Annotated in this window: 21 protein-coding genes; 11 read left to right on the top strand and 10 right to left on the bottom strand. The window is 68.0% G+C overall.

The window, feature by feature from the left end:
• Positions 1 to 15 precede the first annotated feature (15 nt).
• Together ABFX36_RS12550 and ABFX36_RS12555 are read right to left on the bottom strand one after the other, a co-directional pair.
• Positions 16 to 1,149 carry an NAD(P)H-dependent flavin oxidoreductase gene (locus ABFX36_RS12550; RefSeq protein WP_006894226.1) on the bottom strand — a complete coding sequence of 378 codons (1,134 nt, stop codon included), beginning with the start codon at positions 1,147 to 1,149 and terminating at the stop codon, positions 16 to 18.
• 81 nt (positions 1,150 to 1,230) lie between these two features.
• On the bottom strand, positions 1,231 to 2,862 hold the full coding sequence (locus ABFX36_RS12555; protein ID WP_346076600.1) for an acyl-CoA synthetase: 1,632 nt from the start codon (positions 2,860 to 2,862) through the stop codon (positions 1,231 to 1,233).
• A 60-nt stretch (positions 2,863 to 2,922) separates the two neighbouring features.
• On the opposite strand from ABFX36_RS12555, the gene ABFX36_RS12560 reads away from it, so the two are divergent.
• The 3 genes from ABFX36_RS12560 (at position 2,923) to ABFX36_RS12570 (ending at position 5,270) form a co-directional block, all read left to right on the top strand.
• Positions 2,923 to 3,741 (top strand): crotonase/enoyl-CoA hydratase family protein, encoded by an 819-nt coding sequence (locus ABFX36_RS12560; RefSeq protein WP_006894224.1) that lies wholly within the window; start codon positions 2,923 to 2,925, stop codon positions 3,739 to 3,741.
• 47 nt (positions 3,742 to 3,788) lie between these two features.
• On the top strand, positions 3,789 to 4,676 hold the full coding sequence (locus tag ABFX36_RS12565) for a class I SAM-dependent methyltransferase (protein WP_346076603.1): 888 nt from the start codon (positions 3,789 to 3,791) through the stop codon (positions 4,674 to 4,676).
• Between the two features lie 102 nt (positions 4,677 to 4,778).
• Positions 4,779 to 5,270, top strand: a complete 492-nt coding sequence (locus tag ABFX36_RS12570; RefSeq protein ID WP_346076605.1) for a hypothetical protein — start codon at positions 4,779 to 4,781, stop codon at positions 5,268 to 5,270.
• A gap of 19 nt (positions 5,271 to 5,289) precedes the next feature.
• Here ABFX36_RS12570 and ABFX36_RS12575 read toward each other — a convergent pair whose 3' ends face one another.
• Positions 5,290 to 6,324: an LLM class F420-dependent oxidoreductase gene (locus ABFX36_RS12575; RefSeq protein WP_346076606.1), complete on the bottom strand. Its 1,035-nt coding sequence runs from the start codon at positions 6,322 to 6,324 to the stop codon at positions 5,290 to 5,292.
• Between the two features lie 55 nt (positions 6,325 to 6,379).
• Between ABFX36_RS12575 and ABFX36_RS12580 the strand changes: the two genes are divergently transcribed.
• Genes ABFX36_RS12580 through ABFX36_RS12590 form a run of 3 tightly spaced genes read left to right on the top strand, consistent with a single transcriptional unit; the run spans position 6,380 to position 9,628 of the window.
• A complete protein-coding gene (locus ABFX36_RS12580; protein WP_346076608.1) occupies positions 6,380 to 7,396 on the top strand; it encodes a Zn-ribbon domain-containing OB-fold protein in 1,017 nt (338 codons plus the stop codon).
• A 19-nt stretch (positions 7,397 to 7,415) separates the two neighbouring features.
• Complete coding sequence (locus ABFX36_RS12585) at positions 7,416 to 8,459, top strand: thiolase domain-containing protein (RefSeq protein WP_006894219.1); 1,044 nt, start codon at positions 7,416 to 7,418, stop codon at positions 8,457 to 8,459.
• Complete coding sequence (locus ABFX36_RS12590; protein ID WP_006894216.1) at positions 8,459 to 9,628, top strand: thiolase domain-containing protein; 1,170 nt, start codon at positions 8,459 to 8,461, stop codon at positions 9,626 to 9,628. The genes ABFX36_RS12585 and ABFX36_RS12590 overlap by 1 nt, the downstream gene beginning before the upstream one ends.
• Positions 9,629 to 9,644: 16 nt before the next feature.
• On the opposite strand, the gene ABFX36_RS12595 is transcribed toward ABFX36_RS12590, so the two are convergent.
• The gene (locus tag ABFX36_RS12595; protein WP_006894215.1) at positions 9,645 to 9,980 is read right to left on the bottom strand and encodes a winged helix-turn-helix transcriptional regulator; all 336 of its coding nucleotides are present in this window, start codon (positions 9,978 to 9,980) and stop codon (positions 9,645 to 9,647) included.
• A gap of 116 nt (positions 9,981 to 10,096) precedes the next feature.
• On the opposite strand from ABFX36_RS12595, the gene ABFX36_RS12600 reads away from it, so the two are divergent.
• A complete protein-coding gene (locus tag ABFX36_RS12600) occupies positions 10,097 to 10,549 on the top strand; it encodes a DoxX family protein (RefSeq protein WP_062366242.1) in 453 nt (150 codons plus the stop codon).
• Between the two features lie 422 nt (positions 10,550 to 10,971).
• Here ABFX36_RS12600 and ABFX36_RS12605 read toward each other — a convergent pair whose 3' ends face one another.
• Both ABFX36_RS12605 and ABFX36_RS12610 read right to left on the bottom strand, forming a co-directional pair.
• Positions 10,972 to 11,421 carry a nuclear transport factor 2 family protein gene (locus ABFX36_RS12605; protein WP_006894212.1) on the bottom strand — a complete coding sequence of 150 codons (450 nt, stop codon included), beginning with the start codon at positions 11,419 to 11,421 and terminating at the stop codon, positions 10,972 to 10,974.
• Positions 11,418 to 12,644: a cytochrome P450 gene (locus ABFX36_RS12610; RefSeq protein ID WP_081598037.1), complete on the bottom strand. Its 1,227-nt coding sequence runs from the start codon at positions 12,642 to 12,644 to the stop codon at positions 11,418 to 11,420. Before ABFX36_RS12610 ends, ABFX36_RS12605 begins: the two co-directional genes overlap by 4 nt.
• 200 nt (positions 12,645 to 12,844) lie before the next feature.
• Here ABFX36_RS12610 and ABFX36_RS12615 point away from each other — a divergent pair, with 200 nt between their 5' ends.
• Both ABFX36_RS12615 and ABFX36_RS12620 read left to right on the top strand, forming a co-directional pair.
• Positions 12,845 to 14,008, top strand: coding sequence for a steroid 3-ketoacyl-CoA thiolase (locus ABFX36_RS12615; RefSeq protein ID WP_346076613.1), 1,164 nt, complete (start codon positions 12,845 to 12,847; stop codon positions 14,006 to 14,008).
• Between the two features lies 1 nt (position 14,009).
• Positions 14,010 to 14,489 (top strand): nitroreductase family deazaflavin-dependent oxidoreductase, encoded by a 480-nt coding sequence (locus tag ABFX36_RS12620; RefSeq protein ID WP_346076615.1) that lies wholly within the window; start codon positions 14,010 to 14,012, stop codon positions 14,487 to 14,489.
• A 103-nt stretch (positions 14,490 to 14,592) separates the two neighbouring features.
• On the opposite strand, the gene ABFX36_RS12625 is transcribed toward ABFX36_RS12620, so the two are convergent.
• Together ABFX36_RS12625 and fadD8 are read right to left on the bottom strand one after the other, a co-directional pair.
• On the bottom strand, positions 14,593 to 15,618 hold the full coding sequence (locus ABFX36_RS12625; protein WP_346076617.1) for a lactonase family protein: 1,026 nt from the start codon (positions 15,616 to 15,618) through the stop codon (positions 14,593 to 14,595).
• A 122-nt stretch (positions 15,619 to 15,740) separates the two neighbouring features.
• Complete coding sequence (gene fadD8, locus ABFX36_RS12630; protein WP_346076675.1) at positions 15,741 to 17,345, bottom strand: fatty-acid--CoA ligase FadD8; 1,605 nt, start codon at positions 17,343 to 17,345, stop codon at positions 15,741 to 15,743.
• A gap of 189 nt (positions 17,346 to 17,534) precedes the next feature.
• Between fadD8 and ABFX36_RS12635 the strand changes: the two genes are divergently transcribed.
• Positions 17,535 to 18,191 (top strand): GNAT family N-acetyltransferase, encoded by a 657-nt coding sequence (locus tag ABFX36_RS12635; RefSeq protein ID WP_006894206.1) that lies wholly within the window; start codon positions 17,535 to 17,537, stop codon positions 18,189 to 18,191.
• 19 nt (positions 18,192 to 18,210) lie between these two features.
• Here ABFX36_RS12635 and ABFX36_RS12640 read toward each other — a convergent pair whose 3' ends face one another.
• Complete coding sequence (locus ABFX36_RS12640; protein ID WP_006894204.1) at positions 18,211 to 18,795, bottom strand: TetR/AcrR family transcriptional regulator; 585 nt, start codon at positions 18,793 to 18,795, stop codon at positions 18,211 to 18,213.
• 91 nt (positions 18,796 to 18,886) lie between these two features.
• On the opposite strand from ABFX36_RS12640, the gene ABFX36_RS12645 reads away from it, so the two are divergent.
• Positions 18,887 to 19,768 (top strand): oxygenase MpaB family protein, encoded by an 882-nt coding sequence (locus ABFX36_RS12645; protein ID WP_346076620.1) that lies wholly within the window; start codon positions 18,887 to 18,889, stop codon positions 19,766 to 19,768.
• 22 nt (positions 19,769 to 19,790) lie between these two features.
• Here ABFX36_RS12645 and ABFX36_RS12650 read toward each other — a convergent pair whose 3' ends face one another.
• Positions 19,791 to 20,600 (bottom strand): crotonase/enoyl-CoA hydratase family protein, encoded by an 810-nt coding sequence (locus ABFX36_RS12650; RefSeq protein WP_006894202.1) that lies wholly within the window; start codon positions 20,598 to 20,600, stop codon positions 19,791 to 19,793.
• Between the last annotated feature and the right edge of the window lie 8 nt (positions 20,601 to 20,608).

Below are 20,608 nucleotides of genomic sequence, written 5' to 3' on the forward strand. Positions count from 1 at the left end.
AGCCGACCCGGACGCTCAGTCCAGGGTGGCGTTCATCCTCGCGACCGCTTCGCGGTACTCCGAGACCAGTCCGTCGATCAGTTTCTCCACCGGGGTGATCTCGTTGCAGCGCCCGACGATCTGTCCGGCGGGCATCGCCACCACCTTCGGGTCGTCGGATGCCGAGATCCGCGCGTGCGCCTCGCCCACCAGGAGGTTCTGCAGCGGCATCGGCAGCGGTTCCGGGGCGCCGGGAGCGTCCCACGCGTCGGTCCACGCCGTCTTGAGCAGGCGCGCCGGCTTGCCCGAGTAGATGCGACGCCGGACGGTGTCGCGCGAGGTCGCGGCCAGCAGTGCCTGCTGAACCGTCGACGGTTCGCCCGGCTTGTGCGCGCCGAGGTTGTACTCTGCGGCGGTGAGCCAATAGGTGCCCATCCACACGCCCTGCGCACCGAGCGCGATGGCGGCGGCGATCTGCCTGCCGCTGCCCACACCGCCCGCGGCGAGCACCGGAGCCTCACCGGCGGCGTCGACCAACTCCGGCCAGAGGACCATCGACGTGACCTCGCCGGTGTGCCCGCCGCCCTCATAGCCCTGCGCGATGACGATGTCGACGCCGGCGTCGAGGTGGTGCAGCGCATGCTCCCGCGCTCCGGCGAGCGCCGCGACCGCCACACCGTTGTCGTGCGCGATGCCGATGACGTCCTCGGGAGGCGAGCCGAGCGCATTGGCGATCAGCTTGATCTGCCCGTACTTGCGCGTGTGCTCCATCGCGATGTCGACATGCGAGCGTGCGACCGAGTGCAGCCAGCCGAGCACGCCGGTGTTCACCCGATCGCCGCCGTCCGGCAACTGCGGCACTCCGAGATCGTCGAGCGTCCGCTCGACGAACGCCCGGTGCTCGGGCGGGATCATCGCGTCGAGGTCCATCTTGGATCCCTCGGTGGGGATCTTGGCGGGCATCACGACGTCGACGCCGAAGGGCTTCCCGTCGGTGTTCTCGTGCATCCATTCCAGGACCGCGTCGAGTTCATCCGGCTCGTTGAACCGCACGCATCCCAGGACGCCGAGGCCGCCCGCGCGGCTGATCGCAGCGGCCACCTCCTCGCTGGGGGTGAAGCCGAAGATCGGGTATTCGATCCCGAACCGCTCGCACAATGGGGTTTTCATCGATGTCCTTGTCGTAGAAGAGATTGTGTAAAGGAGATGGTCGTAGAGGCGATGGTCGTAGAAGGGATGGGAGTCACGGGTTCAGAGAGCGTGGTCGGCTTCGCGGGAGCCGGTCACCTCGCGCGCCCACCGATAGTCGGGTTTGCCCGCGGGTGAGCGCTTCACCTCGTCGACGAACCACACGCTCCGCGGGCACTTGTACCCCGCGAGTTCGGCGCGGACGGCCTCGTTGAGGGTCACCAGGTCCGGCCGGACCCCGTCGCGGGTCTGCAGCACGGCCGCGACCCGCTGCCCGAAGCGATCGTCCGCCACGCCCACCACGACTGCGTCGAAGACGTCCGGATGACCCTTGAGCGCGGCCTCGACCTCCTCGGGGAAGACCTTCTCGCCGCCGGTGTTGATCGACATCGACCCGCGGCCGAGCATCGTGATCGTGCCGTCGGCCTCGATGGTCGCGAAGTCGCCCGGCATCGAGTAGCGGACACCGTCGTAGACGACGAAGGTCTCGGCCGATTTGACCGGATCGTTGTGGTAGCGCAGCGGAATGTGGCCCGACCGCGCCAGGCGCCCCACCTCCCCGCTGCCCGGCTCCAGACGGCGACCGTCCTCGGCGAGGACGTGAGCGCTCGGGTCGGCCTTCACCGTCGGCGCACCGACCCGGCTCTGACCCTTCACCGCCACTCCCATGCCGCCGAAGCCGGTCTCCGACGATCCGATCGCGTCGACGATGACCGCGTTCGGCAGACACTCCAGGTAGCGGTCCTTGATCGACGCCGAGAACAGGGCCGCGGACGAGGCCACCGACACCACCGTCGAGGTGTCGTAGCCACCCTTCTCGAGTTCTTCGATCATCGGCCGGCCCATCGCGTCACCGGTGATGAACACGACGTTCACACCGTGCCGTTGCACCGCCTTCCACACCTCGGCGGCGTCGAAATCCGGGTAGACCACCGCCTTCCCACCGGCGAACAGGGACTGGAACACCGCCCACTGGCTGCCGCCGTGGATGAACGGCGGAATCGGGAAGCGCACCAGCTGGCCGCCCTGCGATCCGGTCCGCGCGTGCTCCCATTCGTCCTCGACAGGCCGTCCGGTGTACCAGTCGATCCCGCCCCCGAGCACCCGCCACACGTCCTCCTGACGCCAGACGACGCCCTTCGGCTTTCCCGTCGTGCCGCCCGTGTAGAGCAGGTAGAGATCGTCGTCCGACCGCTCCTCGAAATCCCGTTCCGACGACGACTCGGCGATCGCCGCCTCGTATCCGACGACCGAGACGCCGGCCGCGTTTGAACACTCGGCAGGCGCGTCGGATCCGTCTTCGACGACGATGCGCGCGGTGATGTCGGTGGTCGCATTCGATAACACGTTGCAGACCTTCGCGGCGTACTGGCGCTCATGGATCAGCACCGTCATCTGCGAATCGGTGAAGATGTGCTTCAGCTCGTTCTCCACGTAGCGGTAGTTGACGTTCACCATCACTGCCCGCGCCTTGAAGATCGCGATCATCGACTCGACTGCTTCGATGGTGTTTCTGCTGTACAGGCCCACCGCGTCGCCGGGTGCCACGCCGAGCGACCGCAGCCGGTGCGCCAGCGCGTTGGCCCGGCGATCGAGCTCGGCGTAGGTCAGCGAGCGGTCGCCCGATTCCAGCGCCACGCGGTCGGGCATGAGGTCCACGGCGTGCTCGAAGAGGTCCGCGACAGTGAAGGCCATGCGTCAAAACTAGAACGTGTTACTGTTCGCGGCAAGGAAAACGTCGGGCCAGGAGGAAACATGTCCCCAGAAAGCGCTGCCGCCACCACCGCCGCCGCACCGGAGTGCCTCGTCGAGAAGCGCGGCCACGTGCTGATCGTGACGATGAACCGACCCGAGGCGCGCAACGCACTGTCGGGTCCGATGATGCGGATCATGGAGCAGGCGTGGGACCAGGTGGACGACGATCCGGACATCCGGGTCGCGATCCTGACCGGAGCGGGCGGCTACTTCTGCGCGGGCGCCGACCTCAAGGCCATGAACCAGTCGGCACCGGGCGACTCCTTCGCGAAAGGCGGATGGGACCTCACGCGGCTCCCCGCACTGCTCAAAGGACGCCGGCTGTCGAAGCCGTTGATCGCCGCGGTCGAGGGCCCGGCGATCGCCGGCGGAACCGAGATCCTCCAGGGCACCGACATCCGCGTCGCCGCCGAGAGCGCGAAGTTCGGCGTCTCCGAAGCCAAGTGGGGCCTGTTCCCGCTCGGCGGCAGCGCCGTCCGGCTGGTCCGCCAGATCCCCTACACCGTGGCGGCCGACATCCTCCTGACCGGCCGTCACATCACCGCCGCCGAGGCCAAGGAGTACGGACTCGTGGGCCACGTGGTTCCGGACGGCACGGCGCTGGACAAGGCTCTCGAGATCGCCGACCAGATCGCGGCCAACGGCCCGCTCGCAGTCCAGGCCATCCTCAAGACCATTCGCGACAGCGAGGGCCTGCACGAGGAGGAGGCCTTCAAGATCGACGCCGAACTCGGCGCCAAGGTCTTCGCGTCCAAGGACGCCAAGATCGGCCCGCGCGCCTTCGCCAACCGCGAGAAGCCGGTGTTCACCGGCGAGTAGGAGAGGCTGCGTTGCCCATCGGTCCGTCCCGGCCTACGGTCGTTGCCATGCCGAAAGCGAGCCGCACCGCCGTCCTGGTCTGCCAGGCGCGCGCCGTCGCGGACGGGCGCATCGCGATCGGACGGTTCAGCGATCCCATCGCCATCGACCTGCTCGACGACGACGAGCGCAGAGAGGTCGAGACGGCACGCGGGCCGGACCCGAGACACTGGCGTGACCGTCCGGCCTATGAACTGCTGACGGCGACCGTGGAGATCCTGGCGGCGCGCACCGTCGCGATCGACGACGCCGTGCGCGAGCGGCGGCACAGCCAACTCGTCGTCCTCGGAGCGGGTCTGGACGCCCGGGCCTGGCGGATGCGAAAGCTGCCGCAGACCACCGTCTTCGAGGTGGACCGCCCCGCATCGCAGGCCGACAAGCGCAGGCGCGTCCGGAATCTGGAGCCGGTCACCGAGGAACTCGCATTCGTCCCGGTCGAGTTCGGCACCGACAGTCTCACCGGCGCCCTGGAATCAGCCGGTCATCGCTCCGAACTCCCCACCACGTGGATCTGGGAGGGAGTGCTGCCGTATCTCACGACGGACCAGGTCCGTGCCACCCTCGCGGACGTCGCCGAACGCTCGGCTCCGGGATCTCAGCTGATAGCGACCTATCCGCAACGCCACACGGTGAGCCGTCCGGCGCACTATGCGCTCAAGACGGTCTTCGCGATCGCCGGGCGGCCCGATCCGATGGGCGAGGAACGCCATGTCTCGGCCTGGAGACCGGCGGCGATGCGCGACCTGCTGGAGGATTTCGGGTTCACCGTCGTCTCCGATCGCGATCTGAAATCGATCGCCGACGACGTCGGCGTCCGGACTCGGCACCCGCGCAGACTGGCGAACGGCCACGTCGTGGTGGCCGAGGTCTCGTTCCCGTCCGACCGCGAGACCTGACGCCCGGGGCTCACCGATTCTGTGATCCGGCTAACAGATCGCCCCCTCGGCGTCGACATACCGAGTACGAAGCCACGCGACGAGCCCGCCGAGGAGAAGCTCATGCCCACCCTGCCGACACATCGTCGTTCACTCAGGACCCGTGTCTTCGCCGCGGCGGTCGCCGCCGCTGCCGTCGTCTCGTCGCTTCTCGCCGGGGCGGGAAGCGCCGGCGCCGTGACACGCGAGTACCCGCTCCACGGCTGCCTCAACGTCAGCCCGAACATCGTCGACATGCCCTACCGGCCCTTCCGCGCGATCGTCTCCGAGTACGCCGGGACCACGTATATCCAGATCGACTACGGCAGCCTCTGGATCGGGGTCGGATACGACTCGGTGGCCCGCCTGGACTGGCACAACCTGCAGACCGGGCGGAAGGGCACGATGATCGACCACAGCCAGGTGCGGCCGCCGAACACCGGGGTGCACAACTTCAGCCTCCCCCGCAGCACCTTCGGGCCCGGCAGAGTGCAGTTGCGGCTGAGCACGGTGAACCGCAACGCACTCTGGGCGATACCCGCGCGCAGCTGCGGCGGCGTGGTGGTCGCGCCCTGAACCGCTCGCCGCTGCGTCGCTAGACCAGTTCGCCGAGTGCTCGCACGGTCTGCACATCGCGCGCGGTCACCATCAGCGTGGTGACCCCTGCGGCCTCCCACAACCCGATCTGTTCGCGCACCTCGTCGGCGGTGCCGACCAGCATCGTCTCGCGGACCATCTCGTCGGGCACCGCGGCAAGCGCCTCCTCCTTGCGGCCGGACCGGAACAGCCGGCCGATGTCGTCGACCGCCTGGCCGTACCCCATGCGCCGATAGAGGTCGGCGTGAAAGTTCTTCTCCGCCGCCCCCATCCCGCCGACGTAGAGCGCGGTCGACGGCCGATAGCGGTCGATCGCCGCGGCGACGTCGTCGGTGATCACACACTGAACGGTCGCCGAGATCTCGAAGTCGGCACGCGATCGGCGCGCGCCGGGACGGGCGAAGCCCTCGTCGAGCCACTCGTCGTACATGCCCGCGAGCCGCGGCGTGTAGAAGATCGCGAGCCAGCCGTCGGCGATCTCGGCGGTCTGCGCGACGTTCTTGGGACCTTCGGCTCCCAGCCAGATCGGGATGTCCGCGCGCAGCGGATGGGTGATCGGCTTGAGCGACTTCCCCAGACCGGTGACCCCCTCGCCCTCCCGCCGCGGCAGCGGGTAGTGGGGTCCGTCGCTGACCACGGCGCCCTCGCGCGCCAGCACGTCGCGGACGATCCGCACGTATTCGCGGGTGCGCGCCAACGGCTTGCCGAACGACTGCCCGTACCAGCCCTCCACCACCTGCGGCCCGGAGACGCCGAGACCGATAATGTGCCTGCCGCCCGAGAGATGGTCGAGGGTCAAGGCCGCCATGGCCAGGGTGGTGGGCGGCCGGGCCGACAGCTGGGCCACCGCCGTGCCGAGCCGCAGGGTCGCGGTGGCCGCTCCCCACCAGGCCAGCGGGGTGTACGCATCCGATCCCCAGGACTCCGCGGTGAACACCGAGTCGAATCCCGACTCCTCCGCGGCCACCAACATCTCCGGGACGCCCAGCGGCGGTTGCGCAGTCCAATACCCCAGTTGTAGGCCAAGTTTCACGCGAGAACCCTTCCGTCGAACCCTTGCGACACATACTAGAACGTGTTCTACTTTGGTGGTGTCCAATAGTGCAACCCACCCGACTCCCGAGGTGCAGGTCCCCGCACCCGAGTCACGAATCCTGTCCGCGAAGCTGACCAACACCTTCGCCTACACACGCTCGCTCGGACCGGTCCTGTCGCAGTTCGCCCTCGCCCTGCGCGACGGCCGCATCGTCGGAAGCCGCGGCTCCGACGGCCGCGTCACGGTTCCTCCCGCCGAGTTCGACCCCACCTCCGGGGAGCCGACGACCTCGCTGGTGGAGGTCGCGCCGGTCGGCACGGTCGAGAGCTGGTCCTGGCAGCCGGAGCCGCTCGACGGCCAGATCCTCGACCGGCCGTTCGCCTTCGCCCTCATCAGGCTCGACGGCGCCGACACCGCGCTGCTGCACGTGGTGGACGCCGACGAGCCGTCGCAGATGAGCGTCGGCGCACGCGTCCACGCCGTGTGGCATGCGGCGCGCAGCGGAGCGATCACCGACATCGCCCACTTCAGCCTGGGTGAGACACCGGAGACCGCACCGGAGGCGACCGGCGAGATGATCGTCGACGACGCGGGCGACGTCATCATCACCACGCCGATCACCACCGACATCATGCATTCGGCCGCGGAGTCCGAGAGCTGGTACCTCGAGGGCCTCAAGGCAGGCCGTCTCATCGGCGGTCGGGTGCGTACCGGCGAGGTGTACTTCCCACCCCGGTACGTGAGCCCGGCCGACGGCAGCCCGACCGTCGAGCGGGTGGAGCTGCCCGACACCGGCACCGTCACCACTTTCTGCATCGTGAACGTGCCCTTCCTGGGGCAGCAGATCAAGCCGCCCTACGTCGCCGCCTACGTGCTGCTCGACGGCGCCGACATCCCGTTCCTGCACCTGATCCTCGACTGCCCCGCGGAAGAGGTACGCATGGGCATGCGGGTCAAGGCCGTGTGGCGTCCCGAGGCCGAATGGGACTACACCATGCGCAATATCAGCCACTTCGCCCCGAGCGGCGAACCGGACGCCGACTTCGACGCGTACCGGAATCACCTCTGAGCGGGAAGGAGCTATTCACATGAGCAACAGCACACTCCCGCGCATCGCAGTCGTGGGATTCGCGCACAGCACCAACGACCCCGCATCGACCGGCACCACCAACGGCGTCGAGATGCTGATCCCCTGTTTCCAGAAGCTGTACGCCGATCTGGGCATCAGCCGCACCGACATCGACTTCTGGTGCAGTGGATCGTCGGACTACCTGGCCGGCCGCGCGTTCTCCTTCATCTCCGCGATCGACGCCATCGGCGCCGTTCCGCCGATCAACGAGTCGCACGTCGAGATGGACGGAGCCTGGGCTCTGTACGAGGCGTGGGTCAAGATCGCGACCGGCGAGGTCGACGTCGCACTGGCCTACGGATTCGGCAAGGCCTCGGCAGGCGACTCCGACCGTACGCTCGCGATGCAGACAGACCCCTACACGGTGGCTCCGCTGTGGCCGGACGCCCGGTCGCTCGCGGGCCTGCAGGCTCGCGCAGGCCTGGATTCAGGCGCCTGGACCGAGGCCGACATGGCGGCGGTCGCCGCGCGCACCACCGGAGCCTCGGTCGAGGAACTGCTGGCCGCCGACTACGTCGCCGATCCGCTCCGCGCTCACGACATCGCGCCGTACGCCGACGCCGGTGCCGCCGTGGTGTTGGCCTCCGAGGCCCGCGCCCGTGAGCTGGTCGCGAACCCGGCGTGGGTGACCGGCTGGGATCACCGCATCGACACACCCAATTTCGGTGCACGCGACCTGACGCGGTCGCCGTCCACCGAACTCGCCGCGAACACCGCGTTCGGCGACCGCTCGCGCGATGTGGACGTCGCCGAGATCCACGCCGCCTACACGCATCAGGAACTGATCGTCGCGCGCGAACTCGGGCTCGGCGCTCGCACCAGAATCAACCCGTCGGGCGGCGCCCTGACCGGAAACGCCCTGTTCTCCGTGGGTCTTCAGCGCATCGGCTACGCCGCGCACGAGATCCTCGCGGGCAACGCGCGCACCGCGGTCGCTCACGCGACCAGCGGACCGCTGTTGCAGCAGAACATGGTCGTCACACTCGCAGGAGGAGAGAACTGATGGGCCGCAATCGCGTCGCCGTCCTCGGAACCGGCCAGACCAAGTACGTCGCCAAGCGCACCGACGTGACGATGGCGGGCATGGTCCGCGAGGCGATCGACCGTGCACTCGCCGACGCCCACGTCTCGATCGACGACATCGACGCCATCGTGATCGGCAAGGCGCCCGATCTCTTCGAGGGCTCGATGATGCCGGAGCTGGCGATGGCCGAGGCCATCGGCGCGGTCGGCAAACGACTGATCCGCGTGCACACCGCGGGCTCGGTGGGAGCGTCCACCGCGATCGTGGGCTCCTCCCTGGTCAGCAGCGGCGTCCACGGACGCGTGCTGGCCGTCTCCTGGGAGAAGCAGTCGGAGTCGAACGCCATGTGGGCGCTCTCGATCCCGGTGCCGTTCACGATGCCGGTCGGCGCCGGTGCGGGCGGGTTCTTCGCCCCGCACGTGCGCGCCTACATCAACAATTCGAAGGCGCCGGCGCACATCGGCGCGATGGTCGCCGCCAAGGACCGCCGCAACGGCGCGAAGAACCCGCTCGCGCATCTGCACCAGCCCGATATCACCGTCGAGAAGGTGATGGCCTCGCAGATGCTGTGGGATCCGATCCGTTTCGACGAGACGTGCCCGTCGTCCGACGGAGCGTGCGCGGTGGTGCTCGGCGACGAGCGATCCGCGGACGATGCGATCGCCGAAGGACGCCCCGTGGCGTGGGTGCACGCGACCGCCATGCGCACCGAGCCGCTCTCGTACTCGCACCGCAATGTGGTCAGCCCGCAGGCCGGACGCGACGCCTCGGCCGCATTGTGGAAGGCCGCCGGGATCACCAATCCGCTCGAAGAGGTGGACACGGCCGAGATCTACGTGCCCTTCTCTTGGTTCGAGCCGATGTGGCTGGAGAACCTCGGCTTCATGCCGGAGTACGAGGGCTGGAAGCTCACCGAGGCGGGAGAGACCGAGATCGGCGGGAAGCTCCCCGTCAACGCGTCCGGCGGCGTGCTGTCGTCGAACCCGATCGGCGCCTCGGGCATGATCCGGTGCGCTGAGGCGGCGATCCAGGTGATGGGCAAGGGCGGCGATCACCAGGTGCCCGATGTCCGCAAGGCCTTCGGCCACGCCTATGGCGGCGGCTCACAGTACTTCTCGATGTGGCTGCTCGGCGCGGACAAGCCCTAGCCGCGCCGCGCGGGGGTCAGACGTACGCCTGCGCGGGCATGTTGTTCTGAACAGCCTCCACCAGGGCGCGCACCGCGCGCGCCACCTCCACCCCGGAGTCGGTCAGCGAGTACTCCGGGTGCGACGGCCTCTCGTCGGACATCGTCCGCACGACGAGGCCGTCGTTCGTCAGTGTCTTCAACGTCTGCGTCAGCATCCGGTCGCTGATGCCCTCCACCTGCTCACGCAATTCACAGAAACGCTGCGGAACGGTCTTCAGCTTGCCCAGCACGAGAGCTCCCCAGCGGCCGGTGACGTGCGAGAACACCTCCCGGGACGGGCACTGCTTCGCGAAGACGTCGAACGGGATCATGCCTAGATACTAGCTCTGACCTTTTGCGCTTACGAAAAGTAAGTGATCGAATTCCGGGGACCCCACACATCTCGGTGGGCGAGAACAGAACGATCCCACAAGGAGTCACCTCGACCATGACCTACTTCAAGCAGGGCCAGGGCCTGGCCGTCAGCATCGCCCGGATCATCCTCGGCGTCATCTTCTTCGCCCACGGCTGGCAGAAGTTCTTCACGTTCGGCATGGACGGAGTCAAGGCCAACTTCGAGATGATGGGCGCGCCGGTCCCCGGTGTGAGCGCCTGGCTCGCCGCGCTGGCCGAATTGATCGGAGGCGGCCTGCTGATCGTGGGCCTCGCGGTTCCGGTGGTGTCGGTGATCCTGATCGTCGACATGATCGGCGCGATCTTCATCGCCCACATCGACGCGGGTTTCTGGGCCTCGGACGGCGGTTACGAACTGGTCCTGGCCCTGATCGCCGGCCTGCTGGCCGTCGGTTTCGTCAAGCAGGGAGTGCTGGCCGTCGACACCCACCTCCTCAAGGCGGTCTCCGCGGACAAGGCCCCCGAGAAGGTCGGCGCCGACAGCTGAACGGCCGTTGATTCCAGCAGCGCATCGAGGCGGCCTCGATACGTCCTCGGCTAGCGCCTCGTCCTACTCGGCTACCCTGGGGCACCGCTAAGGCCAGTCGAGTAAGCGCAGGAGCGAAGCGACGAAGCGCATCGAGACGGCCCCGCGTCAGCCTCGATACGTCCTCGGCTAGCGCCTCGTCCTACTCGACTGCCCTGGGGGTCGCTCCGTCAAGCCAGCCGAGTAAGCGGGCCGTTCCGTCAAGCCAGCCGAGTAAGCGGGCCGTTCCGCCAGGGCCAGTCGAGTAAGCGCAGGAGCGAAGCGACGGAGCGCATCGAGGCGAACGCGGGTCCGTCGGGCGCAGCCGCGAGGCTCGACATGAAGAAGTCCCGGCGACCATCTCGGTCGCCGGGACTTCTTCGCCCGTTACTGCATCCGCAGACCTACTGGGGCCGGAACGACTTCATCGTCGCTTCGACCTCCCAGAACGCGCGGAGCGCCTCCAGGTCTCCGTTCTCGTCCGCCTTGTAAGTGAACACGCCTTCGGCCTCGGAGATGTGGCCGCCGATCCGGGTGACGATGGTGCCGATGTAGGCCACCTCGCGACCACAGATGATCTCCTTCTCGAACTGGAAGTCGATGCTCTCGGTCGGTGCGATCGCCTTGTCCCAGAACGCCGACAGCCCGTCGGCGCCACGATGACCCCGCCCTTCCTCGTCGAACATCGACGGGCCGACCGGATCCTCGACGGATCCGTTCGCGGCGAAGTTCGCCAGCCATGCCGCCTTGTCACGAGCTTCGACGGCCTCCCGCGAGCGCCGCCCGGCGAGTACCGCCGGATGGTTCGCGCGGTCGATGTTCAGATACGCGGGAGAGTTCTGGGTGTCGGTCAAGACTTCGTCCCATAATCGACCTGCAGTTCCTTGATGCCGTTGATCCAGCCGTGACGCAGCCGGCGCGGCTGCTCGAGCTTGGTGATGTCGGGCACCAGGTCGGCGAGCGCGTTGAACATCAGGTTGATCTCCATGCGAGCCAGGTTGGCGCCGATGCAGAAGTGCGTGCCGTTGCCGCCGAAGCCGACGTGCGGGTTCGGATCGCGCAGGATGTTGAACGTGAACGGATCCTCGAAGACGTCCTCGTCGTAGTTCGCCGAACCGTAGAACATGCCCACGCGCTGACCGGCCTTGATGTCGACGCCGCCGACCTGGGTGTCGTGCTTGGCCGTGCGCTGGAAGACGTTGACCGGAGTCGCCCACCGGACGATCTCGTCCACCGCCGTGGCCGGACGCTCCTTCTTGAACAGCTCCCACTGATCCGGGTTGTCCAGGAAGGCGTTCATACCGTGCGTGATGGCGTTGCGGGTGGTCTCGTTGCCCGCGACCGTCAGCAGGATGAAGAAGAAGCCGAACTCCGCCTCGGTGAGACCGTGACCGTCGATGTCGGCCTCGATCAGCTGCGTGACGATGTCGTCGGCCGGGCACTTCTTGCGCTCCTCGGCCATGTTGTAGCCGTAGCCGAGGATCTCCATGTTCGCGGTGAGCGGGTCCGTGGTGAACTCCGGGTCATCGGCGTTCATCATCGAGTTCGACCAGTCGAAGAGCTTCATCCGGTCCACTTCGGGCACGCCGAGCAGATCGGCGATCGCCAGCAGCGGCAGGTCGACGGCGACCTGGTGGACGAAGTCGCCCTTACCCTCGTCCGCGGCCTTCTGAACGATCTCTCGCGCGGCGGCGTCGAGCTTCTCCTCCAGCGCGTGGACCGCCTTCGGCGTGAACGCACGGGAGACCACCTTGCGCAGGCGCGTGTGCTCGGGCGGATCGTGGTTGATCAGCAGGGTCTTCGTGACCTCGAGCTGCTCCGGGTCCATGTCGTCCTCGAAGCGGATGATCACGCCGTTCTCGTTCGCCGACCAGTCGTCGGCGTTCTTCGAGATCTCACGGATGTGCTCGTGCTTGGTGACGGCCCAGTAGCCGCCGTCATGGAAGCCGCCGCCCTTGCCGGGCAGCTGAGCGTTCCACCACACCGGCGCGGTCTTGCGGAGCTCGGCGAACTCCTTGACGGGAATACCCTCGACCAGGAGGTCCGGGTTCGTGAAATCCCACCCCTCCTGATGCATGAACGGACACGTGCCGGACGCTTCAACGCTCTGCGCCTGAGTCACGTCATCACCTCAATTCTCTGGCCATGTTCTCCGGTCTCGATCGGAACGAGAACCCGTTACAATTTGCGTAACTCACACTCTGCCACACTGGATAGACGCGAACAAGAACTTGTTCTAGTTTTGACGGAGAAACGTTTCTCGAACAAGGAGTTGGCATGGGTGTACCGGTGATCGTCGAAGCGGTCCGTACTCCGATCGGCAAGCGCAACGGCTGGCTGTCGGGCCTGCATGCGGCGGAGATCCTCGGTGCGGCACAGCGCGGCGTCGTCGAACGCGCGGGAATCGATCCGGGCCTGGTGGAGCAAGTGGTCGGCGGCTGCGTCATGCAGGTCGGCGAGCAGGGCAACAATGTCACGCGCACCGCATGGCTGCACTCGGGCCTACCGTGGCAGACCGGCGCCACCACCATCGACTGCCAGTGCGGATCCGCACAACAGGCCAATCACATGGTCGCCGGCCTGATCGCGACCGGCACCATCGACATCGGCATCGCTTGCGGCGTCGAATGCATGTCACATGTGCCGCTCGGCGCCAACGTCGGCACGGATGCGGGCCCCCGCCGCCCCGATTCGTGGGACATCGACATGCCCAACCAGTTCGACGCCGCCGAGCGGATCGCCAAGCGCCGGGGCATCACCCGCGCCGACGTCGACGCACTCGGGCTCGCCTCGCAGACCAAGGCCAAGCGTGCGTGGGACGAGGGCCGCTTCGACCGCGAGGTCCTCACGGTCAAGGCGCCCGAGCGCACCAAGGAGGGCGAGCTGACCGGTCAGATCCTCGAGGTGAACCGCGATCAGGGTCTGCGCGACACCACGGCCGAGTCGCTGAACGGACTCAAGGCGGTGATCGAGGGCGGCATCCACACCGCCGGCAACTCGTCGCAGATCTCCGACGGCGCGGCGGCCGTGCTGCTGATGGACGAGGACAAGGCCAAGGCGCTCGGCCTGCGTCCGCGGGCCCGGCTGGTGAGCCAGGCGCTCGTCGGAGCCGAACCGTACTACCACCTCGACGGACCCGTTCAGGCCACCGAACGAGTCCTCTCCCGCTCGGGGATGCATCTCAACGACATCGATCTGGTCGAGATCAACGAGGCCTTCGCCTCCGTCGTCCTCAGCTGGGCCCAGATGCACGGTGCCGACATGGACAAGGTGAACGTCAACGGCGGCGCCATCGCCCTCGGGCACCCCGTGGGCAGCACCGGCTCCCGGCTGCTCACCACCGCGTTGCACGAACTCGAGCGCAGCGACAAGCAGACCGCGCTCGTCACGATGTGCGCCGGCGGCGCGCTGGCGACCGCGACCATCATCGAACGGATCTGATTTGGAGGCGAGCTCCCGACCGGCCCAACTCGATTCGCCGGTGGTCGCGCGGATCATCAGGATCGGTTCACGGCTCAACACCCGGCTGTACCGGCTCACGCGCGGACGGCTGGGCGGGACCTGGCGAGTCGGTGCCGCGCTGCGCCGCCCCACACCCGTCTGCCTGCTCACCACGACGGGGCGCAAGTCGGGACAGGAGCGCACCGTTCCGCTCCTGTTCCTGCGCGACGGCGAGTCGATCGTGCTCGTCGCCTCGCAGGGCGGACTGCCGAACAATCCGGCCTGGTACTACAACGTGCGCGATGAGCCGACCGTCCGGATCCAGATCGGCCGGGAAGAGCGCAACTATCTGGCGCGAATCGCGGGCGACGCCGAACGCGCCGAACTCTGGCCGCGGCTGGTCGAGATGTACGCGGACTTCGACACGTACGCCGCGTGGACCGACCGCGAGATCCCGGTCGTGATCTGCGAACCGGTGTGATCGCTCACGGCGTCATCGCGGCGATCGGGCCGTCGGACATGATCACGCCGGTGTCCACCTCCGGTCGGGACGTCCGGGAGAGCGACCCGTCGGCCCCGATCCGTTAGGTGGTCACCCTCGAGGTCAGCCGTGCGGTCAGCACGTCGATGTCGTACAGGTAGCGCCCGTTCGGGTGTAGGAGCACCTGCCCGGGGAGGGTTCCGGCCGGCCCCGGGTAGGGCGAGCCCGCGATCGGCGTCAGCCGCCCGTCGGCGTGGGCGTTGTACGCGGCGATCGATGTGCCGACCGCGTTCGGGACGTACAGGCGCTTGCCGTCCGGTGTCATGACGATGCCGTGCGGGACGCCTCCGGTGGGGTACGGAGACCCCGGGGTCGGTGTCACGGAGCCGTCGTCGCCGATGCGGAATCCCGACAGTCCCATGGAGAACTCGTCGCTGACGTACAGGAACCGACCGTCGGGCGAGTAACCGGGCGCGACCGGCCCGAGCCCCACCTGCGTCACACCGAGACGGCGGATGCCGCCGCCCGGGCCGAGGGCGTAATTCGTCATCGTGTTGCCGATGTAGCTGACCACGCGCATCCGGGTGCCGCTCGGGTCGATGCCGCCCATACCGACCATGCTGAACCCGTCGACCGGCGCGGTCGGCTTCCCCGTCGCGATCAGCGCGCCGCTGCCGGTGACGCGATAGGACGTCACCCGGCCGGGGACGCCGCCGAGAACCACGTACAGATACTTGCCGTCGGGCGTGAGCCGGGCGGCCGTCGGCGCGCCGCCCACCTTCACATCGGCACCCGGGATCGGAGTGAGCCGGCCGCTGCCGGAGATCCGGTAACCGCTGACCCCGCCATCGAGTGCGTGCGGAACGTAGACCTTCTCTCCATCCGGACTCACCACGAGCGACAGCACCCCGAGACCGGTGGCGAAGGGGCTGCCCGGGACTGGGGTGAGCGCACCGTCGTCGTGCACGCGCAGGACGCTGATCCCCTGGGACGCGGTACCCGCGGTCAGCAGGAAGCGCGGATGCGGGGTGCCGGCGTGTGCCGTGCCCGGCACCCCGGCGGTCAGCAGGACGAGGCCGGTGAGAAGAGCCGTCAGCCGGACGCGGACACCGTTCGGGAGAATAGCCATGTCAGGACTTTCGCTGTCGGTGGCCCCGAGAGGCGAGGCCGGTTCGGGCTCATCGTCTCCCGGCCTGCGACGCCGGAACTGTCACGATTCCTGCACACTCGTCCGGCTCCTCTCCCGCCGAACTATCCGACGGCGCGGCCGGCACCCTCCCAGAACTGCGCGCGCAGCGCCTTCTTGTCCGGCTTGCCGAGCGCCGTCAACGGCAGCGATTCGGCGAACACGACCTGTTTGGGCGCCTGCACCGCACCCTTGCGTTCCTTGACCGCGGCCTGGATGTCCGCGGCGATCTGCGTCTGCGCCGCGTCCCCGGCATCGGCGTCGGGGCGCAGGACCACCACCGCGGTCACCGCCTCTCCCCATTTCTCATCCGGCACGCCGATCACCCCGACCTGTGCGACCGCGGGATGCTCGGCGACCACGTCCTCCACCTCGCGGGGGAACACGTTGAATCCGCCGGAGACGATCATGTCCTTGGTGCGGTCGACGATGAACCAGAAGCCGTCCTCGTCCTCGCGGGCGACGTCGCCGGTGTGCAGCCAGCCGTCGACGAAGGTCTCGGCGGTCTGCTCGGGCAGCCCGAGATAACCGCCGGCCAGCAGCGGACCGGACACGCAGATCTCACCCGGCTCACCCCGCGCCACGCGGTTGCCCTCCGAATCGAGCAGGGCGGTGCGCAGGAACGCCGACGGGCGTCCGCAACTGCCTAGGCGGGCCTTGTCGTGTTCGTCTTTGCGCAGGTAGCTGATGACCATCGGCGCCTCGGACTGGCCGTAGTACTGCGCGAAGATCGGCCCGAACCGCTCGATCGCCTCCGCCAGCCGGACCGGATTCATCGGCGACGCGCCGTAATAGACGGTTTCAAGGGACGAGAGATCGCGGGTGCGGGAGTCCGGGTGGTCCATCAGGGCGTACAGCATCGACGGCACGAGCATGGTGGCGGTGATCCGCTCCCGCTCGATGGTCTCGAGGACCAGCGCCGGATCGAACTTGCTCAGGACCAGCATCGTGCCGCCCTTGATGAGGGTGGGCACGAAGAAGGCCGCGCCCGCATGCGAGAGCGGAGTGCACATCAGGAACTTCGGCCGCTCGGGCCATTCCCACTCGGCCAGCTGGATCTGCGTCATCGTCGACATCGCGCGGGCGGTCCCGATGACGCCCTTGGGCTTTCCGGTGGTGCCGCCGGTGTAGGTGATCGAGACGACGTGGTCGGGATCGAGCACCGCGGCGGTCAGTTCTCGGACGGGGTACTTCTGAGCGGCGGCGACGATGTCCACGCCGATGTCGGTGAGCTCAGCGGGTACCGGGCCGAGGGTGAGGACCCGGGTGAGCCCGTCGACCCGCTTCACCAGTTCCACCGCTCGCTCGACGAACATCGGATTCGGATCGATGACCAGCGTCGACACGCCCGCGTCCGCGAGGACGTAGGCGTGATCGTCGAGCGACCCGAGCGGGTGCAGCGCCGTTCGGCGCCAGCCCTGCGTCTGGCCCGCTCCGATCACGAACAGCACCTCGGGGCGGTTCAGTGCGAGCAGCCCGACGGCGGTTCCCGTGCCTGCACCGGCCGCCTCGAAGGCCTGGATGTAGCGACTGATCTGGTCGGCCATCTCACCGCCGGTGAGTTCGGCGTCGCCGAGCTTCAGAACCGGCTTGTCCCGGTGACGGCGCAGGGCCGCGACCATCAGGTCGCCGAGGTGGACGGGGTTGCGCAGCGCGTCGGCCGCAGTCATTTCGGATCCCATGTGCGCAAATACTAGAACGTGTTCTAGCTGACTGGAAGCACTCGATCGAAAACTGTTGCCGCACAGACTCTCTCGAGAGGTCTCCGATTCGGGATCCCGTCACGAAAAGAGCGCCGAGATCGCGACCGGCGAAAAGAAGTCCAACCGTTCGGCCGGGATCGGACCTAGTATCGAGATATGACGGATCTGGACCAGGCAGCAACCCGACGAGACATCACCGACGCGCTGTTGACCGCGATGGAGCGGCGGCACGAGGTACTCGACGCGATCGTCGACGCAGAGGATCGCGATGCCGCGGCGACTGCGATCGCCGACCTTCTCGGCAAGTCGAAACTGGGCGCGGAAGCGGTCCTGAACATGTCCTTCTACCAGCTCACCAAGACCGAGCGGCGCCACAACCAGGCCGAACTCGACAATCTCAACGAGGAGATCACCTTCACGCTCGCCGAGCGGCCGGCGAGTTCGGGCGACAGCCTCGACCTCCGTCCCTTCTCCGCCGACGATGACGCCGATCTGTTCGCCGAACGCACCGCCGAACAGGGTGTCGCGGGCGACGGGTCGGGCGCGCCGGCCGGGGACGTCGCAGACGAGATCACCAAGGGCGTCGACCGCGTCGACGCCGAAGACGCCGTCTGGCTGGTGGCCGTGGAAGGCGACCAGAAGGTGGGCATCGTCTTCGGCGAGCTGAACGACGGAGAGGTCGACGTCCGCATCTGGATTCGCCCGGAATCACGCAAGCGCGGCTACGGCACTGCGGCGCTGCGCAAGTCGCGCTCGGAGATGGCAGCGCTGTTCCCCGGCGTCCCGATGGTGGTGCGGGCCCCCAGCGCCTGACGCGGCACCCTGCAGACCCTCAGGCGGGCCCGGTCCACGACGGACCGGGCCCGTCGCCCATTGCGCCGGCCAGCATGGACTCGAAACCGAACCGCAGCGCGTCCAGCGAATCGACCGTCCCCATCTGGTAGCCGATGAGCAGGTACATGGCCACCTGCGCGAACTTCTCCGCCCTGTCGGCGTCACCGATGACCTCGGCCGACGTCTCGCGAATCACCTCCGCGCGCTCCCGGTCGACCTCCACCAAGTGCGCCCGCACCCCGGAATCGTGGGTCGACCAGACCCGGATCGCCGCTTCGGAGGCACGATCGAGCCCGAGGCCGACGCCGATCAGGAAGTCGATCCGCTCCCTGGGGTCGTCGACGGCGATCGCGTCTCCGATCGGTCTGCGGCTGTGTTCCTCTCGCCAGTAGTCGATCAGCGCCGACTTGTACTCGGCCCAGTCCGCGAAGGCGTGATAGAAGCTGCCCGTCGTCGTGCCGGCGACCCGGCAGACCTGCGCCAGTTTGAGACCCGCGTGCCCGTGTTCCCCCAGCACCTCCAGGCCCGCGTCCAGAAACCGCCTGCGCGCATGCTCGGACGGCACCGATTGCTTCTTCACCATGCGAACCCGCCTCCCACACCTGCGACGTGACCCCTTGCACAAAACTATAACTCAACTTACAGTGAGCTCACCGACAGGCAGGAGCCGACCGATGACACTCAAGACGCTGGTCCAGACACCGTCCCGGACCGCGGGCATGGATCCGGAGACCGAGTTCCACGAGATCTACCGTGCCCTGGCCACGTACGAGTTCCCCTGGGACATCAATCAAGCGCTGAGCTTCGCCCTGTTCCGGACGTACGCGGTCCCGAGCATCGGCGACCTCCTCGACCGGACCGGCGAGTTCCGCGACCGACCGCAGAAGCGGTACGACGACACCGCCGTCCTGCTCGAGGTGCCGCTCCTGAAAGGCTTCGACAGCACCGACGGCAGGGCCGCGATTCGCCGGATCAACCAGATGCACAAGATGTTCGAGATCAGCAACGACGACATGCGGTACGTACTGGCCACCTTCGTCGTCGTGCCGGTCCGCTGGATCGCCGATTACGGCAGACGCCCGCTCACCGACGACGAGATCCGCGCGACCGTGCTGTACTACCGGCAACTCGGCAGACACATGGCGATCAAGGACGTACCGGAGACCTACGAGGAGTTCGCAGCTCTGATGGACTCGTACGAGGCCGCCCACTACCGGTCCGGCGGCACCGCGGGCGTCCGCCGCACCGGCGACGCGACGATCGACCTGTTCAAGACCTTCTACCCGGCGCCGCTGCGACCGTTGATCGGCGCCTTCAGTCTGTCGGTGATGGACGGCGCACTGCTCGACGCCTTCGGCTACCGGCGTCCGCCCGCCGCGCTGCGGTTCGCGTCGAGGGCAGGCCTCCGAATCCGGGGCCGGCTGGTCTCACTGCTGCCCCGGCGTCGGCGGCCGCGACATGTTCACGATCTGCCCCGGATCAAGAGCTATCCGAACGGCTTCGACATCGAGCGGATGGGCACCTTCGCACCGCCCGGATGCCCGGTCAGGCACTGATCGGACCGCCGATACCCGAGACCTACTCTCCGCGCCAGACCGGTTCGCGCTTCTCGGCGAACGCGCGCGGTCCCTCCCTCGCGTCAGCGGAGGCGAGGACCGTGAGCCCGGCCTCCTGATTGACGGCCCAGGGCTCTTCGGCGCCCCATTCGGGGTCCCACTCCGACCGGCCCTGATGTGTCCGGTAGACGGCGCGTTTGCTGAGCTGTACCGCCAGCGGTGCGTTGGCCGCTATCCGGTGCGCCAACGCGAGCGCGGTGTCCAGGACCTCGGCGGCCGGGACGACGCGGTTGACCAGTCCCCACTCGCAGGCGGTCGCGGCGTCGACCCCGTCGCCGGTGAGGATCATCTCCAGGGCCCGCTTGAGCGGAAGCTGCCGCGCCAGCCGGATCACACCGCCGCCACCGGCGATCAGTCCGCGTTTCACCTCGGGCAGTCCGAAGACCGCGGAGTCGGCGGCGACCACGAGATCGCAGGCGAGAGCGAGTTCGGTCCCGCCGCCGAGCGCCGTTCCGTTGACCGCCGCGATGAGCGGCTTGTCGGTCCAGTGCCGCACCAGACCCGCCAGCCCCCACTCCGGATGGGTGTCGTCGATGATCGGCTCACCGCGTGCGACGGCCTTGAGGTCGGCCCCCGCGCAGAAGGCCCGGCCCGCTCCGGTGAGCACCACCGCCCGCACCGCGCGATCGGCGGAGGCCCTCTCCAGCGCCTCCCCCAGCCCGGTCGCGACGGCCCCGTCGATCGCGTTCAGCGCCTCGGGCCGGTTCAGCGTCACCACGGCGACGCCGTCGCACGCTTCGTAGCGGACCGATCCCTCCGCGGTCTCAGACATCTGCGAGC

Origin of the sequence: Gordonia cholesterolivorans (assembly GCF_039531975.1) — a bacterium.
In the GTDB taxonomy this organism is placed as follows: domain Bacteria; phylum Actinomycetota; class Actinomycetes; order Mycobacteriales; family Mycobacteriaceae; genus Gordonia; species Gordonia sihwensis.

Coding starts and splice junctions, on each gene's coding strand:
- ABFX36_RS12590 (WP_006894216.1), top strand. CDS start 8,459: ATGGGCCGCAATCGCGTCGCCGTCCTCGGAACCGGCCAGACCAAGTAC.
- ABFX36_RS12600 (WP_062366242.1), top strand. CDS start 10,097: ATGACCTACTTCAAGCAGGGCCAGGGCCTGGCCGTCAGCATCGCCCGG.
- ABFX36_RS12615 (WP_346076613.1), top strand. CDS start 12,845: ATGGGTGTACCGGTGATCGTCGAAGCGGTCCGTACTCCGATCGGCAAG.
- ABFX36_RS12550 (WP_006894226.1), bottom strand. CDS start 1,149: ATGAAAACCCCATTGTGCGAGCGGTTCGGGATCGAATACCCGATCTTC.
- ABFX36_RS12555 (WP_346076600.1), bottom strand. CDS start 2,862: ATGGCCTTCACTGTCGCGGACCTCTTCGAGCACGCCGTGGACCTCATG.
- ABFX36_RS12570 (WP_346076605.1), top strand. CDS start 4,779: ATGCCCACCCTGCCGACACATCGTCGTTCACTCAGGACCCGTGTCTTC.
- ABFX36_RS12645 (WP_346076620.1), top strand. CDS start 18,887: ATGACACTCAAGACGCTGGTCCAGACACCGTCCCGGACCGCGGGCATG.
- ABFX36_RS12635 (WP_006894206.1), top strand. CDS start 17,535: ATGACGGATCTGGACCAGGCAGCAACCCGACGAGACATCACCGACGCG.
- ABFX36_RS12565 (WP_346076603.1), top strand. CDS start 3,789: ATGCCGAAAGCGAGCCGCACCGCCGTCCTGGTCTGCCAGGCGCGCGCC.
- ABFX36_RS12650 (WP_006894202.1), bottom strand. CDS start 20,600: ATGTCTGAGACCGCGGAGGGATCGGTCCGCTACGAAGCGTGCGACGGC.
- ABFX36_RS12560 (WP_006894224.1), top strand. CDS start 2,923: ATGTCCCCAGAAAGCGCTGCCGCCACCACCGCCGCCGCACCGGAGTGC.
- ABFX36_RS12585 (WP_006894219.1), top strand. CDS start 7,416: ATGAGCAACAGCACACTCCCGCGCATCGCAGTCGTGGGATTCGCGCAC.
- ABFX36_RS12610 (WP_081598037.1), bottom strand. CDS start 12,644: ATGCATCAGGAGGGGTGGGATTTCACGAACCCGGACCTCCTGGTCGAG.
- ABFX36_RS12625 (WP_346076617.1), bottom strand. CDS start 15,618: ATGGCTATTCTCCCGAACGGTGTCCGCGTCCGGCTGACGGCTCTTCTC.
- ABFX36_RS12640 (WP_006894204.1), bottom strand. CDS start 18,795: ATGGTGAAGAAGCAATCGGTGCCGTCCGAGCATGCGCGCAGGCGGTTT.
- fadD8 (WP_346076675.1), bottom strand. CDS start 17,345: ATGACTGCGGCCGACGCGCTGCGCAACCCCGTCCACCTCGGCGACCTG.
- ABFX36_RS12595 (WP_006894215.1), bottom strand. CDS start 9,980: ATGATCCCGTTCGACGTCTTCGCGAAGCAGTGCCCGTCCCGGGAGGTG.